The following is a 15,083-nucleotide window of genomic DNA, read 5'->3' on the forward strand; positions in this document are numbered from 1 at the left end:
GGCCGTCCCCTCCCGCATCCGCAGTGATCCGACAGGTGCGGGATGAAAGTAGGGAGGCGGCAGGGCGCCGTCAATGATCCCGGTCTGAACCGCGGTTGAATTCCTGCCATCGAGCGCGCCCTGTGGTGCATGCGGGGGGCCGGATGCGAACCTGAGTGGTATGAACATCCCCTTCTTGGACAACTGGCGCAGGCGCCACGGGCGCCCGTCCGTGGCGGTGCTGCCGTCCGAGGCGGATTCCGAAGGAGTGGCCGAGCTGCTCTCCGAATGCGAGCTGCTCCGCAGCAGGGCGGTCGGAGCCGGGCTCGAACTCGACGACTCCGTACGGTCGTTGGAGGCGCTCGACCAGCTCCTGCCGCGCTGGCGCGACGACCCCGAGGAACTGGCGTGGCTCGGCAACGACGCGGGTCTCTACCTGGGGACCGTGATCGTACGGACGGTGGCCGGGGCCGCCTGGCAGGTCTGGCCGAACGGCAAGCCGGTGATCAGGCTCGCTTCGGGCCGTGAGATCGACGTCGTGGTCGCGGGCCTGGACTGGGCCGCCACCGGGGCTCCCGAGCTGTCCCAGATCTACGCGGAGGCGTCGGAGGGCTGACCGTCCCCGCCGTACGGGCCGGTGCCCGGGACCGTACGTGCCCGGCCACCCCCGTGTCGGCGACGGCCCCGATCGTTCCCCGGAGTCGAGCCCACCATACGGTTAATGGCCTTTGGTGCGTGTCATGGGGAACTGCCGCTTTCGGCCGGATAGTTTGCGCTGACCGCGCGAACAGCCGAGAGGGGGCGGGGGCGCCATGGCCGCCGAGGGAGCCGACGCCGGAGGAGCCGACAACGGGGGAGCCGACAACGGGGGAGCCGACAACGGGGGAGCCGACAACGGGGGAGCCGACAACGGGGGAGCCGACACCGCCGTATCAGCCGATCCGCTGATCGAGCTGCGCGGCGTGAACAAGCACTTCGGGACCCTGCACGTCCTGAAGGACATCGATCTCACCGTGGGCCGCGGCGAGGTGCTGGTGGTCATCGGCCCGTCGGGCTCCGGCAAGTCCACCTCTGCCGCGCCATCAACCGCCTGGAGACCATCGACTCCGGCACCATCGCGGTCGACGGGGAGCCGCTCCCCGAAGAGGGGCGGGACCTCGCCAAGCTCCGTGCCGATGTCGGCATGGTCTTCCAGAGCTTCAATCTCTTCGCGCACAAGACGGTGCTGGAGAACGTGGCGCTCGCCCCGGTCAGGGTCCGCAGGCGCCGCAAGGACGAGGCCGAGCAGCGGGCGATGGAGCTCCTCCACCGTGTCGGGCTCTCCTCCCAGGCCCCCAAGTACCCGGCCCAGCTCTCGGGCGGACAGCAGCAGCGGGTCGCGATCGCCCGCGCCCTGGCCATGGACCCGAAGGTGATGCTCTTCGACGAGCCGACCTCGGCCCTGGACCCGGAGATGATCAACGAGGTGCTGGAGGTCATGCGCCAACTGGCGCAGGAGGGGATGACGATGGTCGTCGTCACCCACGAGATGGGCTTCGCCCGCGCCTCCGCGAACCGCGTGGTCTTCATGGCGGACGGCGCGATCGTCGAGGACCGCACCCCCGAGGAGTTCTTCACCGCGCCGGAGACGGACCGCGCCAAGGACTTCCTGTCCAAGATCCTCAAGCACTGAGCGGGGTGACGGACATGCACCGCGCCACCACCGCGCTCCTGCGCCGCCTCGTCGCCGTCCTCACCTTCGCCGTCCTCGCCCTGCTGGCCGCCGCCTGCGGAAAGGAGGGCAGCCCGCCCGTCAAGGGACCGCAGCCCGACCAGCTCCCGCAGTACCGCGTCAACGAGGGCTACGAGCTGCCGCAGTCGCCGACCTGGCGCAAGGCGAAGGCTCGCGGCCACCTCGTCGTCGGCGTCAAGGAGGACCAGCCGTTCCTCGGTGAGAAGGACCCGGCGACCGGCGCCTACACCGGCTTCGACATCGAGATCGCGAAGATGATGTCCGCCTATCTCGGCTTCGAACCTGGCACGGTCGACTTCACGACGATCGCCTCCGCCAACCGCGAAACCGCCCTGCAGAACGGTCAGGTCGACTACTACGTCGGCACCTACACCATCAACGATCTGCGCAAGAAGCAGGTCGGATTCGCCGGCCCCTACTACATGGCCGGCCAGTCCCTGCTCGTGCGCGCCGACAACAACGACATCAACGGCCCCGGCGACCTCGCGGGCAGGACCGTCTGCTCGGCCGCCGGTTCGACGCCGCTGCAGCGGATCGAGAAGGACTACCCCGAGGCCGAGCCCGTCGCGTACGACACGTACTCGATCTGCGTCGACAACCTCCTCACCCTCCAGGTCGACGCGGTCACGACGGACGACACGATCCTCCTCGGCTATGCGGCCAAGGTGCCCGATGAACTGAAGGTCGTCGGCCCCACCTTCTCGGACGAGCCCTACGGCATCGGCGTCCCGCGGAGCGACAACACGCTGCGCCTCGCCCTCGACGACGGGCTGGAGGCGAGCGAGAGGAACGGCGACTGGAAGAAGGCCTACGACGCCACCCTCGGCCTCTCCGGGCATCCGGCCCCCGAGCCGCCCCCGATCGACCGCTACCCGGCGGGCTGACGCCGCGGAACCGCGTCCGCCCCGGGCGATGCAGGTGATGCAGGCGATCCAGGAGACCTAGGAGTTCAAGGAGCCCGATGGACGTCCTCCTCGACAATCTCTCGCTCTACGGCGAAGGGCTGTGGGGCACCGTGCAACTCACGCTCCTCGCCTCGCTCCTCGCGCTCGGGCTCGGCGTCGTCATGGCCGGATTCCGGGTCGCGCCCGTCGGCTCGCTGCGCGCCTTCGGCACGGTGTGGGTGACCGTACTGCGCAACACCCCGCTGACCCTGCTGTTCTTCGCCGTGCTGCTGGGGCTTCCCCGCTTCGGGCTCGTACTGCCCTTCGAGACCTTCGCGATCCTCGCCCTGGGCTGCTACACCTCCGCCTTCATCTGCGAGGTGGTGCGCTCGGGCATCAACACCGTCCCGGTCGGTCAGGGCGAGGCGGCGCGCAGCCTGGGCATGTCCTTCGGCCAGTCGCTCGGCATGGTGGTGCTGCCGCAGGCGTTCCGTACGGTCATCCCGCCCATCGGCTCCACGCTCATCGCACTGGCCAAGAACAGCGCCATCGCGGGTTCGTTCAGCGTCACCGAACTGCTCGGGGTCTACAAACCGCTGGGCGAGCTGGGCTACAGCATCGTGTGGTCCTTCGTGTGGATCGCGGTCGGCTATCTGATCGTGACCCTCGCCATCAGCCTGCTGTTCAACGTGCTGGAGAAGCGCTGGGGGGTTCCGCGATGACCACCACCACCGCGCTCTACGACGTCCCGGGCCGCAAGGCCCGTGCCCGGCACCGCTGGTACGGCATCGCGGCGACCGTGGTGCTCCTCGGCCTCATCGGCTGGATCGTGTATCTCCTCGCCGACACCGGCCAGTTCGAGGCCGAGAAGTGGCGGCCCTTCGAGTACCGGGGCATCCAGGAGCTGCTGCTCGACGGGCTGGGCAACACCCTCAAGGCGTTCGGCCTCGCCGCCGTGCTCTCCCTCGTCCTCGGCGCGGTGCTCGCCTGCGGCCGGCTGTCCGAGCACCGGCCGCTGCGCTGGCTCGCCACGCTGTTCGTCGAGTTCTTCCGGGCCATGCCCGTGCTGGTGATGATCTTCTTCGTGTTCGTGGCGCTGAAGGTGCAGCCGCTGCCCGCCCTGGTGACGGGGCTGACGCTCTACAACGGCTCGGTCCTCGCCGAGGTGTTCCGTGCGGGCGTCAACTCCGTCGAGCGCGGGCAGCGCGAGGCCGCCTACTCGCTGGGCCTGCGCAAGACGCAGGTCATGGCGTACGTCCTGGTCCCGCAGGGCGTACGCGCCATGCTGCCCGCCATCATCAGCCAGCTCGTGGTGGCCCTGAAGGACACCTCGCTCGGATTCCTCATCACCTACGAGGAGTTCCTGCAGGCCGGAAAGCTCATCGCCACCAACCTCAACTACGACCTGCCCTTCATCCCGGTCGTCCTGGTGATCTCCCCGATCTATATCGGGATGTGCATGCTGCTGTCGTGGTTCGCCAACTGGGTCGCCCGTCGCGAGCGGCGGAGCGTGAAGACCCGGGCCGCGGAGGTGGCGCAGCCCGGGCCGACCGATGTGCTATCGGGCCCCGGCGGACGCGGCTAGGGGAACCTCCACGTAGGAGGGGTCGTCGGCGGGGGAGGAGAAGGTGAGCTTCGCCCGGCTCGGGTTGTGCTCGGCGTAGAGGGGATCGACGGTGTCGACGACGACGGCGAGCTTGTGCCCGGCGGGGACGTCGTACGCCGTCGAATACAGCTCCATGTCCACGCCGAACGGCTCGCCCGGCGTCTTCCCGTGGAAGGTGTACGGGGCGTGGCTGATCAGTTTGCCGACGCCCAGCGGCCCCACGTCGTAGAGGTAGGCGATCGCGGTGCCGCTCTTCTCGGTGCTGGTGACGGTGGTGTGCAGCTTGACCGTGCCGCGGACGCGCTGCCGGGTGTCGTAGCGCTCGGTCTGCCAGACGGCGGCGAAAGCGCGCGGCAGCAGCGGGACGGAGGCCACCGGCGGCAGCTTGAAGAGCTGGTCGAGCGCGCTGGAGAGGATGACGATGCCGCCGTCGGCGCCGGAGTCGACGTTCGCGTGGATCCGCTTCGAGCCGTCGAGGGGGATGCGGCGGGTCTGCGCCGGTACGGACGCCCAGCTCTCGTAGCCCTCGTAGTCGCCGGCGGAACGGGACTTGAGCTGGACGGGCTTCTCCTTCTCGACGCCGTTGTCCGTGTCCTTGAGGTAGTGGTCGAGCCAGCGGCGGGCGTTGCTCCATGTGTCGTTCGGGAGGCCGAGCAGTCCGGCGATCTCCGGGGTGGCGTGGTCGCCGGGGCGGAGCTCCAGGCGCTTGGGACCGGTCAGTTTCTCGTAGAAGTCCGCGTACTGGTTGGGCGGGAAGATGGAGTCGCCCCAGGCGTTGCCGAGCATGATCGCGGCGCCGTTGGCGTTGATGCGGTCGACGTAGGTGGCGGGGGAGCGCTTGCGCCCCCACTCGATCAGCTCCTGCTCGTCGTCGATGTCCTTGTCGAGGAACTGGCCGAGCATGTGCTGGAATTCGGGGCTCGGGCGGCCCGTGATGTAGCCGGTTCCGGCGAGGAACGCGGAGGCCTGGAGGTGCTGGGTGCGGCCGCTGTAGATGGAGCCGACGAGGTCGGCCCAGCCGCTCATGGAGACCACGGCCCGTACGCGCTTGTCGAAGGCGGCGGTGAGCAGGGAGATCCCGGCGCCGTAGGACATACCGGCCATGCCGACCCGCTCGGGGTCGGCCGGGGTGTTGTCCAGTGCCCAGTCGATGACCTTGCGGGCGTCGGCGACGTCCTTGGGGCCCGCGACCTCGATGTTGCCGCCGGATTGCCAGAATCCGCGGACGTTGTAGCTCAGCACGATGTAGCCGGAGTCGGCGAGCTTCTTCGCCTGCGCCAGGTATTCCACCTGGGGCACGGCCCAGCTCGTGGGCAGGACGACGACGGGGTAGCGACGGTTCGCCGCGCCGGGGTCGTCCGCGTCGCTCGGCGTCACGACATTGGCCTTGAGTACGGTTCCGTCCTCGCCGCGGATGTCGACGAACCGTACGCCCGCGACATCGGCGGCCGAGGCGGAGTTCGTGAGGGCGGGTGCCTGGGCAGGGGTCTGCGCCGGGGCTGCTCCGGCCGCAGGGGCGAGGCCGAAGGTCGTGCCGGCGAGGACGGCGGCCGAGACGGCACCGACTGCGGAGGTACGCAAAGCCTTGCGCGGGTGTGGGTGTCCCATGGGTCGGCTCCTGACGTCGGTACTGACGTGGGGGGTGTCAGCACGCGCGCTGAAAAGTAACCCGAAGGTAACCTCTGGCCACTACCGCTGGTAACGCTGAGGAGAGTTACGCCTGAGTAACAATCTTCGCCTCTCAACTATCCGCAGGCGGCGCGGTGCTGGGCTCCGGAGCCGGGCTCATCGCGGCCCGCGTGACATCCGCGACGAGTTCCACCACGTCAGGCCCGTACGCGTCCGAATTCACCACCTTCAGCAGTAGCGCGAAGGAGTGCGAACCGTGCTTGCGGGCCAGCCGGGTGTGGTTGCGGGCCAGATACCGCACGGCGGCGTGATTGGCGTTGGAGTGCTGACCGGAGGCGAGGAAGACCGGGCGGCCGTTCTGCCCGGCGGTCAGCCGGGCCAGGAGCACATGCTCGACCGTGCCCTTGTCCATGCGGTAGCGCTCGCCGCCGATCGTGAACGCACCCCGGTCCGGCCCCGGTTCACTGTCCGTGTTCACCACGACGCCCGGCACCAGCGACGGCAGGTGCGCCGCCATCCGCTGGTTCGACACGGGACCGCCGATGCAGAACTCCGTCCGTTCCCCGAAGCCCTGCTCCGCCGCGTCGTGCGCCACGATCTGGGCGTTCGCCCCGCAGTCCTTGATGATCGCGGACAGTTCCAGCAACGCGAAGACATCGCGCCGGGCGACCGTCCAGTCACCGCTGCCGGCCGCCCGGTTGACCACCAGCAGGCACTCGGAGTTCGTGGGCAGCCCGAAGAAGCGCTGCTTGCGCCGGAGCGTGCGGCGCCACAGATACGTACGCACGCACCAGCCGACGGCGGCGCTGATGCCGGCGGCTATCACGCCGAGGAGAATGTTGCGCACGTCATCGTTCATGGGCCGGGATGGTAGCGCTGTCATGCAGCCTGTTCGAGAGGGAAGACGCTGCTGACGGCCCGCGGCCCCCGGGATAGGCTGCGGCCCCACAGCGCTCACATGGAGGTCCCATGCGTCGATCCGCCGTCCGGAGTCTGTCGCTGCTGGCCGCCGGAGCGGCCGTCGTCTCCATGGCCGCCGCGGCCGCGCCCTCCTCGCCACCGGTCCCCGGCCAGGCCGGTACGCAGCCCAAGTCCCCCGTCGCGGTGGGCCACGGCGGCGCGGTCGCGAGCGTGGACCCGGACGCCTCGGCCGCCGGCATCGAGGTGCTGCGGCGCGGAGGCAACGCGGTGGACGCCGCCGTCGCCACCGCCGCCGCGCTCGGCGTCACCGAGCCGTACTCGGCCGGGGTCGGCGGCGGGGGCTACTTCGTCTACTACGACGCCAAGCAGCGCACCGTCCGGACCATCGACGGCCGCGAGAGGGCACCGCTCGGTGCGGACAAGGACCTCTTCCTCGAGAACGGCAAGCCGATCCCGTTCGCCGACGCCGTCACCAGCGGGCTGAGCGTCGGCACCCCCGGCACGCCCGCCACCTGGGACGCGGCGCTGGACGCCTGGGGCACCAAGCCCCTGGGCCAGGTGCTGAAGCCCGCCGAACGGCTCGCCCGCGACGGCTTCACGGTCGACGCCACCTTCCGGCAGCAGACCGCGGACAACGAGGCCCGCTTCCGCGACTTCCCCGCCTCCGCCGAACTCTTCCTGCCCGGCGGCCGGCTGCCGGAGGTCGGCACCACGTTCAAGAACCCCGATCTGGCGAAGACCTACGCCACGCTCGCCGAGAAGGGTGCCGGCGCGGTCTACGCCGGCCCGATGGCCCGCGACATCGTCGACACGGTCCGCAAGCCCCCGGTCGATCCCGCCTCGGAACGCGTGGCACGCCCCGGTGATCTGCGGGAGAAGGACCTTCGCGCGTACCGCGTGAAGCACCAGGCACCGTCGCGGACCGCGTACCGAGGGCTCGACGTGTACGGGATGGCGCCCTCGTCCTCGGGCGGGACCACGGTCGCCGAAGCGCTCAACATGCTGGAGAACAGCGACCTCTCCGAGCTGAGCCGGGCGCGGTATCTGCACCGCTTCATCGAGGCGAGCCGTATCGCCTTCGCCGACCGCGGCCGCTGGGTCGGCGACCCGGCGCACGAGGACGTCCCGACGAAGGGGCTGCTCTCACAGCGCTTCGCCGACTCCCGCGCCTGCCTCATCAGCGACGACGCGGTACTGAAGAGTCCGGTCGCCCCCGGTGACCCGCGGAACCCGGCGGACTGCAAGGCGGGCGACAAGGCGGCGCCCACCACGTACGAGGGCGACAGCACCACGCATCTGACCGCCTCCGACAAGTGGGGCAACGTCGTCGCGTACACCCTCACCATCGAGCAGACCGGCGGCAGCGGCATCACGGTCCCCGGACGCGGATTCCTGCTCAACAACGAGCTGACCGACTTCTCCTTCGCCCCCGCCGACCCGGCGGTCCACGACCCGAACCTGCCCGGTCCGGGCAAGCGGCCGCGCTCGTCGATGTCGCCGACGATCGTGCTCGACGACGGGCGGCCCGTGGTGGCCCTCGGCTCGCCGGGCGGCGCGACGATCATCACCACGGTCCTGCAGACCCTGACCGGTCACCTGGACCGCGGCCTTCCGCTGGTCGACGCCATCGCCGCACCGCGCGTCAGCCAGCGCAACGCTGCCACCACGGAGATGGAGCCGGGCCTGTGGAACAGCCCGGTACGCGGTGAACTCGAAGCCCTGGGCCATGCGTTCAAGCAGACCCCGGAGATCGGCGCGGCCACCGGCATCCAGCGTCTCCCCGACGGCCGCTGGCTCGCGGCCACGGAGAAGACCCGCCGGGGCGGCGGCTCGGCGATGGTGGTGCACCCGACGGGGCGGCCGTAGGGGCCCGGCAAGTGGTCCGCGGCCTGTGGTCCGTGGCCCGTGGCCTGCGGCTCATCCCGCTCCTGTGCGGATCCGCCGCAGGCCCTGCGCAAGGTGTGGTCACCCGCATCCCGTGCGGGTGATCCCCGCCAGGCCCGGGACGGTGAGCTGTTGGCCCACCCGGAGTTCGGTGGTCTTCAGGCGGTTCATCCGGACCAGTTCGGCCACCGAACTTCCGTACCGGCACGCCACCGAGGAGAGCGTGTCGCCGGGGTGGACCGTGACGACGTGCTTCGGCCGGAGGCCCAGGACGGGAAGACACCTCCCGCCGTACGACAGGTCCGTCGGGCCGCAGGTCGAATGCGGATGGCCGGAGGGGAGGCCCGGGGCGACACTGCCGCCGACCGGTGGGGAGAGGCGCGGGGCCGGAGACGCCGCGAGACCCGAGGGCGTCGGGAGCGCCGGCTGCGGGATCGCCCCGCCCGGGGCGGAATCGGCCGGGGTCGGGAACGCCGGCGTCGGCAGGCCCAGTGCGGGGCCGTCCACGGGCCGGACCGCCGACGGTCCCGGTGACGGCTGGTCCTCCTTCATGAAGCCCGCGAAGAAGATCAGGCCGATGACGATGACCGCCGTGAGGGCGGCGACATTGACCGTGCCCTTCCGCGCCGCGGCGTCGGGTGGCGAGCCGACCGGTCGCGGGGGCACCCGCAGTGCGGAGGCCTGGCCGACCCCGTCCAGCGGGACGCCGGTGTTGATCCCGCAGAGCACGAGATGGAAGCGGAGCGCGGGGATCTCGGAGGGCCGTTCGACCGCGGAGCGCACGCGCGCGTAGAGCTCCGCCGCGTCCGAGTCCAGCGTGACGAGCCGGCCCGGGCCGGTCCACTCGACGCTCCAGCTCGCCCGGTCCGCCGTGACGAGCCCCTGCCCCACTTGGGCCCAAACGGCGGTGAACAATTGCTCCTTGCCCAAGCCGCCCCACTGCCGCGCGCCCCAGCGCGTATCGCGGAGGGCGTCCGCCAGTTCGGAGCCGCGCCCGGATTCGAGCAGATCGAGCAGGTCGCCGAGCGTCGGCGTTCCCGCGCCTCCCGGAGCGCCGGCCGCACCGCCTGCCATTCCGCCGGACGCCCCGCGGGACGCGCCGTCGGCGGTCGCGTCCGACGTTCGGCCCCACGTCCTGCCCGACGTCCTGCCGGACCCGCCGATGAGACCGGCCGGCTCGCCCAACTCCTCGATGGCGCGTATCACTTGGAGCTCCGCGGCTTCGTCGATCCAGTCCTGCCACGGCCGGTGTTCCAGTCGCACGCCGCCTTCACCGCGCACCAGCGCCGACCACACGCCCTCCGGAACGGTCCCCGAGGCTCCGCCCAGCAGGGTCAGCGCGGGCGAACGGTCGCGTACGGCCGGGCCCCCGGCACAGCGGTCCAGGGCGGCGAGGCGCCGCCGCAACGGAGGGTGCGAGTCGAACCGCGACCTGGCCCGCTCGGGCAGTGCGCGGTGGCTCCGCGCGAGCGCCGCCTCGTAGTCGGGGTCGGTAACCATCAGCCCGAACGCGCGCAGCGGATCGTCCGGTACGCGGCCGATGTCGCGCATGGGATCGAGGAACCGGGCGCGGAAGTCCTCCCACGCCGCGCCCAGTGTGTGCACCAGCGACAGGGCTTCGGCCGTCGCCTCCTTGCCCACGACCGCCGCCGCTGCCGCATCCGCCTCGAACTCCTGGCGGCGGCGTACGGCGAACGACGCGGCGTCGTACAGCCACGCGTACGCCGACAGCACACGGAACTGGAGGCCGGAGTAGGCCGCGACCATCCGGTTGCCGGCCGCCGCCTTCGCGATACCGCGCAGAGTGGTGTCGAGGGCGGCCGAGCCGCGGTAGACCGTGGCGCCGAACCGGGTGTGGCGGCGCGCGTAGTGGCCCAGTTCGTGGCAGAGCACCGCCCGCATCTGGTCGGCGCGCAGGCCCGCCAGCAGCGGCACCCCGATGTACATCCGCCGCTGCGCGACCCCGAAGCCGAACCGGGTCTCCTCGCTGACCGCGGCGTTGACGTCCAGGGTGAGCCGGATATCCGTGGGGGCGGGGGCCCCGACCCGCTCGGCGAGTTCCGTGACGGTCCGCCACAGTTCGGGGGCCTGCCTCCGGCTCACCCGCACCGAGCCCGGTTCCGCGTCGGGAGTGGCGCCGCCCGTGAACAGTCCCCGTACGACCGCGACGACCGCGGGGGCGCCGAACGCCACGAGGTAGAGCGGCGTGGGCGACGACAACGGCTCGCCCGAGCTGAACACCAGGTAGAGCGTGAGGAGGGCCAAGGCGAGGTAGACGAGGACGATCGTCCAGGCCAGCACATAGAAGCCCGCCACCAGGGCCAGCGCGAGCAGCGCCCGCAGGGCCGCGCTCACGCGTCACCGCCCTGAGCGTCGCCAGGTCGACCGTGGCTCGTACGGCCCGGTCGACCGTAGCTCGTACGGTCCGCTCCACCCTGGCTCGTACGGCCCGGCTCCTCGCCCTTGCTCGTACGGTCCGTGTCGCCCCCGCCCGTACGGCCCGGCGCCCCGTCCCGCTCCTCCGCCGTCACCGCGTCGCGGATCCGCTCCAACGTCCGCCGCTCCGCCGTGAATCCACCGCGGAGCCAGACCTCCGTCCGGCGCAGCAGCTCGGACAGCTCGGAGAACTCGGACGGTTCGGGGAGCCCGGACGGTTCGTACCGCGGATCACCGGGACCCGGCGTCCCGGCGGCGAGCCGTGCCCGGGGCGCTCCCGGACCCACCAACGCGTCGTGGCCACGGGCCCGTTCACCGGCACCGCCGGTTCCCCTCTCCGGCATGCCCAGCACCTTCTCCAGCCTCTTGCGGCCCTTGAACAGGCTGGCCGCGACGCCGCCGCGGCTCAGCCCCAGCTCTCGCGCGATGGCCTCCTGCGACATGCCCTGGAGGCAGTGCAGGACCACGATCGTGCGCTGCCGCTGCGGCAGGGCGGCGAGCGCGGTCAGAACGGCGCGCGCCTCGACGGTCCGCTCCACGGCGGCCGCGGGCGGGTGCGGTACGGCGTCCAGCTCGGCGGGGCGCCAGCGGGCCCGGCGCCGGGAGACGGCCGACAACCGCTGCCGGACGACCCGGAAGACCCAGGCGTCGGGGGCGTCGTAGGTGCGTAATCGGTCCCATCGGCGGAAGGCCTCCGCGTACGCCTCCTGCACCGCGTCCTCGGCGTCCTGCCGGTGTCCGCACAGGACGAGGGCTCGCGCCAGCATGCCGGGAAAGGAACGTTCGAAGAATGTGCCGAACTCCTCGGGTTCGGGCTGCTCACCAACGACGTGAAGGAGCGCCCTCTTCCCACCGGCCTTCCCACCGGCGTCATCAGCTCCGGTCGACTCGGTCGTCACCGCATCCCCCTCGCTCCGCGCACCCCGCCCGCAAGTCCAGCCGGGCGCTCTCCGGGCCGCTGTGCTCCATGACGACATCGGTGCGCCCTGCGTGCAGCGCAAGGGAAAAGATACGCGTCCGCTCCCTCGACATCAGCCAGAAGAGCACGACTCTGGGCACGGCCGCGGCCACGGAGAGCACAACGGCGACGATCACCGAGTCGGCCACCATCACGTCACCCCCTGCCTTTCGTTCGCTTCGGGTCCACACCCGGTAACAGGCTTACGCGGCCGATGTGTTCACCGTCGTTTCCAAAAAATCCCGGGGGCGGTCCCGGCAGGACTGTGGTGTCACGGCTGCCGGCCATCGGTGGCCGGTAGCGTGGCCGGATGGTGACGTACGACGCGTATGGGGAGCTTGGCGAGGCCGCCTGGTCGTGGGTGCTCAGTCAGGTACGTGAGGACGAGGGCCCGTGGTTGCCCGAGTCGGTACCGGAGGACGGCCAGGCCATGGCACCGGCGAAGGACCGTGACACGCTCTACGCCGGTATTGCCGGCCTGGCCCCGGTGTTGGCGGAGATCGCGCAGAACCGGCAGCTGAGCGACAGGGAACAGGCCCTGGCGGCAGGGATCGTGACCCGGCTTTCGGAAGAGGCCGAGGACAGAAGGGAAGCGTCGCTGTACGAAGGTCTGGCAGGCGACGCGATGGCGCTGAAACTGCTGGCCCCGGGTGCGGAATCGGTGGCGCTGAAGCGGGTGGCGGAGCTGGCGACCGGTGAAGGCTGGAAGACCACCCACGAGTTCGAACCGGATTCCGATGCGCCGTTGAACGACCTCGTGATGGGCACCTCGGGTGTGGTGCTGACGGCCGTCTGGGCGGGTGGCGAGTTCGCGGAGAGGATCGCGGCCACGGGCGGCGAGGCCCTGTTGCGAGCCGCTGACCGTACGGAGGGCGGCCTTGATTGGGGGATGGCGCCGGGTTCGGAGTCGAGGATGCCGAATTACTCGCACGGCACGGCCGGGGTTGCCGCGGCACTGGCAGTAGCGGGTGCGGCGCTCGGCCGAGAGGACTTCGTCGAGGCTGCGGTACGGGGAGCCCAGCACCTGCTGTTCGTCGGTTCCTTGGAGAGCAACGGCTTCATCGTTCCGCACACGATCCCGCCGTCCAAGCGGGAGGTGGAGCCGGTGACGTACACGTGGTGCCACGGCCCGGCGGGCACCTCGCACCTTTTCGCGGCGCTGTCGCACGCGGGTGTGGCAAAGGTGGCGGGGCAGGAGGTCGGCGAGCTACGGCACCGCTGCCTGACCTCGATCCTCACATCGGGAGTTCCCGAACGCCTGCGGCCCGGCTTCTGGGACAACGACGGCCGCTGCTGTGGAACGGCGGGAGTGGGGGACGTACTTCTGGACGCCGCGCAGGACTGCGAGGAGGGGCCATGGGCGGAGCGCCTCGTGCAGGCTGCGCGGAGGATGGGTGACGCGCTGGTGGAGCGGACGATCCAGGACGAGGCGGGCGCCCGTTGGCGTTTCCTGGAACACCGCAAGGAGGCACCGCTCCTGCCGCCGGGCACATCATGGATGCAGGGCGCGGCGGGTATCGCGGCCTTCCTCCTGCGCCTGAGCCGGTTCGTCGAGACCGGTCCGAACGCACCGGTGGTGGACCGCCCGGACCAGTGGTGGGCAGTACCGGCGCACCTGCGCAGTACCTCCTCGTGATGCCGGCCGGGCATGCGGCCCGGGCCCGCCGGATGTTCGTCGACGTCCACCGCCCGATCACCGCCGACGAACTCCGCAAGGGCACCGCCCGGTTCGCCAAGGACGGCGTAAGGGCGTGCCGGGTGACCGCCAAGACGCGGCCGTGGATGGGCGAAGTGGGTGTACCTCCGTCGACGCCGATGACGGAGACAACTCCCCTTTGTCGACCGCAGTTCAAAACTGACAGGTCTCCGGGTATCGCATTGAACGATCTGCCCTCGGATTCCCTGGCCCGCTGCCCCGCGATCTAACCGCAGGCAAGAACGGCGAGTTACCGGCAGGGAAGATCATTGTTGGCCAAGTGATCTGAACTCATGTTATGTTCCTGTCGCACCGAACGACCCGGCCGACCAACCGGGTTGGAGGGCGAGAGATTCAGTTCCTCTGTGTGATCTGACCACTCGCCAGGATCCGAACGGTGCGGTAATCGGGGGAAGAAGTCCGGGGGGACCTTTGGTTTCCACGCCTGTTCAGGTCGCCCGTTCGGGCTTCCTCCCCCTTGCGATTTTCACGCAAGGGAGATTCTACATGAACCGCAATACGCTGCGGATGGCGGCTGTCTCGGCTGTCACCGCCATCGCCATCGGCGGTGGCGCCGGTCTGGCCCAGGCGCACCAGGCCCCTGCGGCCGTTCCCCACGCCGTCTCGGCCACGCAGCAGGCCCAGGCTCAGCAGGCCGCGCGCGCCTTGCTGGCGAGCCCGCTGGCTGCCGAGCTTTCGGCCGCCGAGCGGACCGAGATGAACAAGATTGTCACCGGCAAGCTCTCGGCCGCCAGCAAGTGGAGCGCCATCAAGGCCGCCTTCAGCAGGGTCGGCGGCTTCGCCAAGGCCATCGGCGGTAAGTTCAGCGACTTCAAGAAGTGGTACGACGGCCTGTCCTGGTGGGTCAGGGCCCCTCTCGCGGCCGTCTCTCCGGGCCTGACGCTCCTTGAGATCTACAACGCCCTCCGCTGACGACGGCCGGGCCGAAGTACTTGCGGCCCTCTGATTGAACCGGCGTCGGTTGGGTCTGCCCGGACAGACCCAACCGGCCACCGGTACATGGCGATACGGCGACACGGAGCGTTCCAGATGACCGATACCAGCATTCCCCGCACGGCCACCGAAGGCACATGGGCCGTGCCTCTTCTGGCGCTTGTGCCATTGGCGCTGATCAGGCTCCTCACGGAGCTTTCCACTCCATGGCTCTTCATTTCCTGGGTGTTCTGCGCCCTGTCCGTCCTTTTGGTCGCGGCAGGATGGACGACGGTATTCCGTTATGGGACGCGCGGACCGGGGGCATGGGGTACATGCATTCTCGTGCACGCGGTACTGGCCTGGCAGTTGATTGCCCTCGTGAGGCACTAAGGGCTGTCCCTTTACGGCGGCTGTTTCGGCTA

The 15,083-nt window shown here is 70.4% G+C and carries 12 protein-coding genes and 1 pseudogene; 8 read left to right on the forward strand and 5 right to left on the reverse strand.

Translation table 11 applies throughout. From position 1 onward, the window contains the following. Nucleotides 1-160 precede the first annotated feature (160 nt). From ACGFNH_RS13595 to ACGFNH_RS13615, 5 genes and pseudogenes are all read left to right on the forward strand, one after another. Nucleotides 161-595: a DUF6278 family protein gene (locus ACGFNH_RS13595; protein WP_393653249.1), complete on the forward strand. Its 435-nt coding sequence runs from the start codon at nt 161-163 to the stop codon at nt 593-595. Between the two features lie 328 nt (nt 596-923). Further along, nucleotides 924-1,651: pseudogene (locus ACGFNH_RS13600) on the forward strand (amino acid ABC transporter ATP-binding protein). Nucleotides 1,652-1,665: 14 nt separating this feature from the next. Continuing rightward, entirely contained in the window at nt 1,666-2,595 is a 930-nt protein-coding gene (locus ACGFNH_RS13605; RefSeq protein ID WP_393653250.1) for a glutamate ABC transporter substrate-binding protein, read from the forward strand. Between the two features lie 77 nt (nt 2,596-2,672). After that, nucleotides 2,673-3,317, forward strand: coding sequence for an amino acid ABC transporter permease (locus tag ACGFNH_RS13610; RefSeq protein WP_393653251.1), 645 nt, complete (start codon nt 2,673-2,675; stop codon nt 3,315-3,317). Continuing rightward, the gene (locus ACGFNH_RS13615; RefSeq protein WP_393653252.1) at nt 3,314-4,180 is read left to right on the forward strand and encodes an amino acid ABC transporter permease; all 867 of its coding nucleotides are present in this window, start codon (nt 3,314-3,316) and stop codon (nt 4,178-4,180) included. Before ACGFNH_RS13610 ends, ACGFNH_RS13615 begins: the two co-directional genes overlap by 4 nt. On the opposite strand, the gene ACGFNH_RS13620 is transcribed toward ACGFNH_RS13615, so the two are convergent. Together ACGFNH_RS13620 and ACGFNH_RS13625 are read right to left on the reverse strand one after the other, a co-directional pair. Continuing rightward, complete coding sequence (locus ACGFNH_RS13620) at nt 4,154-5,809, reverse strand: alpha/beta fold hydrolase (RefSeq protein WP_393653253.1); 1,656 nt, start codon at nt 5,807-5,809, stop codon at nt 4,154-4,156. The two genes, ACGFNH_RS13615 and ACGFNH_RS13620, sit on opposite strands and share 27 nt — an antisense overlap. 133 nt (nt 5,810-5,942) lie before the next feature. Beyond that, the gene (locus ACGFNH_RS13625) at nt 5,943-6,689 is read right to left on the reverse strand and encodes a hypothetical protein (RefSeq protein ID WP_393653254.1); all 747 of its coding nucleotides are present in this window, start codon (nt 6,687-6,689) and stop codon (nt 5,943-5,945) included. A gap of 110 nt (nt 6,690-6,799) precedes the next feature. On the opposite strand from ACGFNH_RS13625, the gene ggt reads away from it, so the two are divergent. Beyond that, on the forward strand, nt 6,800-8,617 hold the full coding sequence (ggt, locus tag ACGFNH_RS13630; RefSeq protein WP_393653255.1) for a gamma-glutamyltransferase: 1,818 nt from the start codon (nt 6,800-6,802) through the stop codon (nt 8,615-8,617). Between the two features lie 99 nt (nt 8,618-8,716). Here the strand turns inward: ggt and ACGFNH_RS13635 are convergent, their stop codons facing one another. The 3 genes from ACGFNH_RS13635 to ACGFNH_RS13645 all read right to left on the reverse strand — a co-directional run bounded on the left by ACGFNH_RS13635 (nt 8,717) and on the right by ACGFNH_RS13645 (nt 12,181). Continuing rightward, nucleotides 8,717-10,990, reverse strand: a complete 2,274-nt coding sequence (locus tag ACGFNH_RS13635) for a M48 family metalloprotease (RefSeq protein ID WP_393653256.1) — start codon at nt 10,988-10,990, stop codon at nt 8,717-8,719. Next, a complete protein-coding gene (locus ACGFNH_RS13640) occupies nt 10,987-11,838 on the reverse strand; it encodes an RNA polymerase sigma factor (protein WP_393653257.1) in 852 nt (283 codons plus the stop codon). The genes ACGFNH_RS13635 and ACGFNH_RS13640 overlap by 4 nt, the downstream gene beginning before the upstream one ends. 106 nt (nt 11,839-11,944) lie before the next feature. Further along, nucleotides 11,945-12,181 carry a hypothetical protein gene (locus ACGFNH_RS13645; protein ID WP_393653258.1) on the reverse strand — a complete coding sequence of 79 codons (237 nt, stop codon included), beginning with the start codon at nt 12,179-12,181 and terminating at the stop codon, nt 11,945-11,947. Nucleotides 12,182-12,339: 158 nt separating this feature from the next. On the opposite strand from ACGFNH_RS13645, the gene ACGFNH_RS13650 reads away from it, so the two are divergent. After that, a complete protein-coding gene (locus ACGFNH_RS13650; RefSeq protein WP_393653259.1) occupies nt 12,340-13,665 on the forward strand; it encodes a lanthionine synthetase LanC family protein in 1,326 nt (441 codons plus the stop codon). Nucleotides 13,666-14,232: 567 nt separating this feature from the next. Continuing rightward, complete coding sequence (locus ACGFNH_RS13655) at nt 14,233-14,658, forward strand: hypothetical protein (protein ID WP_393653260.1); 426 nt, start codon at nt 14,233-14,235, stop codon at nt 14,656-14,658. The last annotated feature ends 425 nt before the right edge of the window (nt 14,659-15,083 follow it).

This window comes from Streptomyces sp. NPDC048639, from assembly GCF_043199075.1.
Lineage (GTDB): Bacteria > Actinomycetota > Actinomycetes > Streptomycetales > Streptomycetaceae > Streptomyces.

Bases quoted from the DNA above. Each gene is read 5' to 3' on its own strand.
- ACGFNH_RS13625 (WP_393653254.1), bottom strand. From the start codon at position 6,689: ATGAACGATGACGTGCGCAACATTCTCCTCGGCGTGATAGCCGCCGGC.
- ggt (WP_393653255.1), top strand. From the start codon at position 6,800: ATGCGTCGATCCGCCGTCCGGAGTCTGTCGCTGCTGGCCGCCGGAGCG.
- ACGFNH_RS13610 (WP_393653251.1), top strand. From the start codon at position 2,673: ATGGACGTCCTCCTCGACAATCTCTCGCTCTACGGCGAAGGGCTGTGG.
- ACGFNH_RS13640 (WP_393653257.1), bottom strand. From the start codon at position 11,838: ATGCTGGCGCGAGCCCTCGTCCTGTGCGGACACCGGCAGGACGCCGAG.
- ACGFNH_RS13605 (WP_393653250.1), top strand. From the start codon at position 1,666: ATGCACCGCGCCACCACCGCGCTCCTGCGCCGCCTCGTCGCCGTCCTC.
- ACGFNH_RS13595 (WP_393653249.1), top strand. From the start codon at position 161: ATGAACATCCCCTTCTTGGACAACTGGCGCAGGCGCCACGGGCGCCCG.
- ACGFNH_RS13655 (WP_393653260.1), top strand. From the start codon at position 14,233: ATGAACCGCAATACGCTGCGGATGGCGGCTGTCTCGGCTGTCACCGCC.
- ACGFNH_RS13650 (WP_393653259.1), top strand. From the start codon at position 12,340: ATGGTGACGTACGACGCGTATGGGGAGCTTGGCGAGGCCGCCTGGTCG.
- ACGFNH_RS13645 (WP_393653258.1), bottom strand. From the start codon at position 12,181: ATGGTGGCCGACTCGGTGATCGTCGCCGTTGTGCTCTCCGTGGCCGCG.
- ACGFNH_RS13615 (WP_393653252.1), top strand. From the start codon at position 3,314: ATGACCACCACCACCGCGCTCTACGACGTCCCGGGCCGCAAGGCCCGT.
- ACGFNH_RS13620 (WP_393653253.1), bottom strand. From the start codon at position 5,809: ATGGGACACCCACACCCGCGCAAGGCTTTGCGTACCTCCGCAGTCGGT.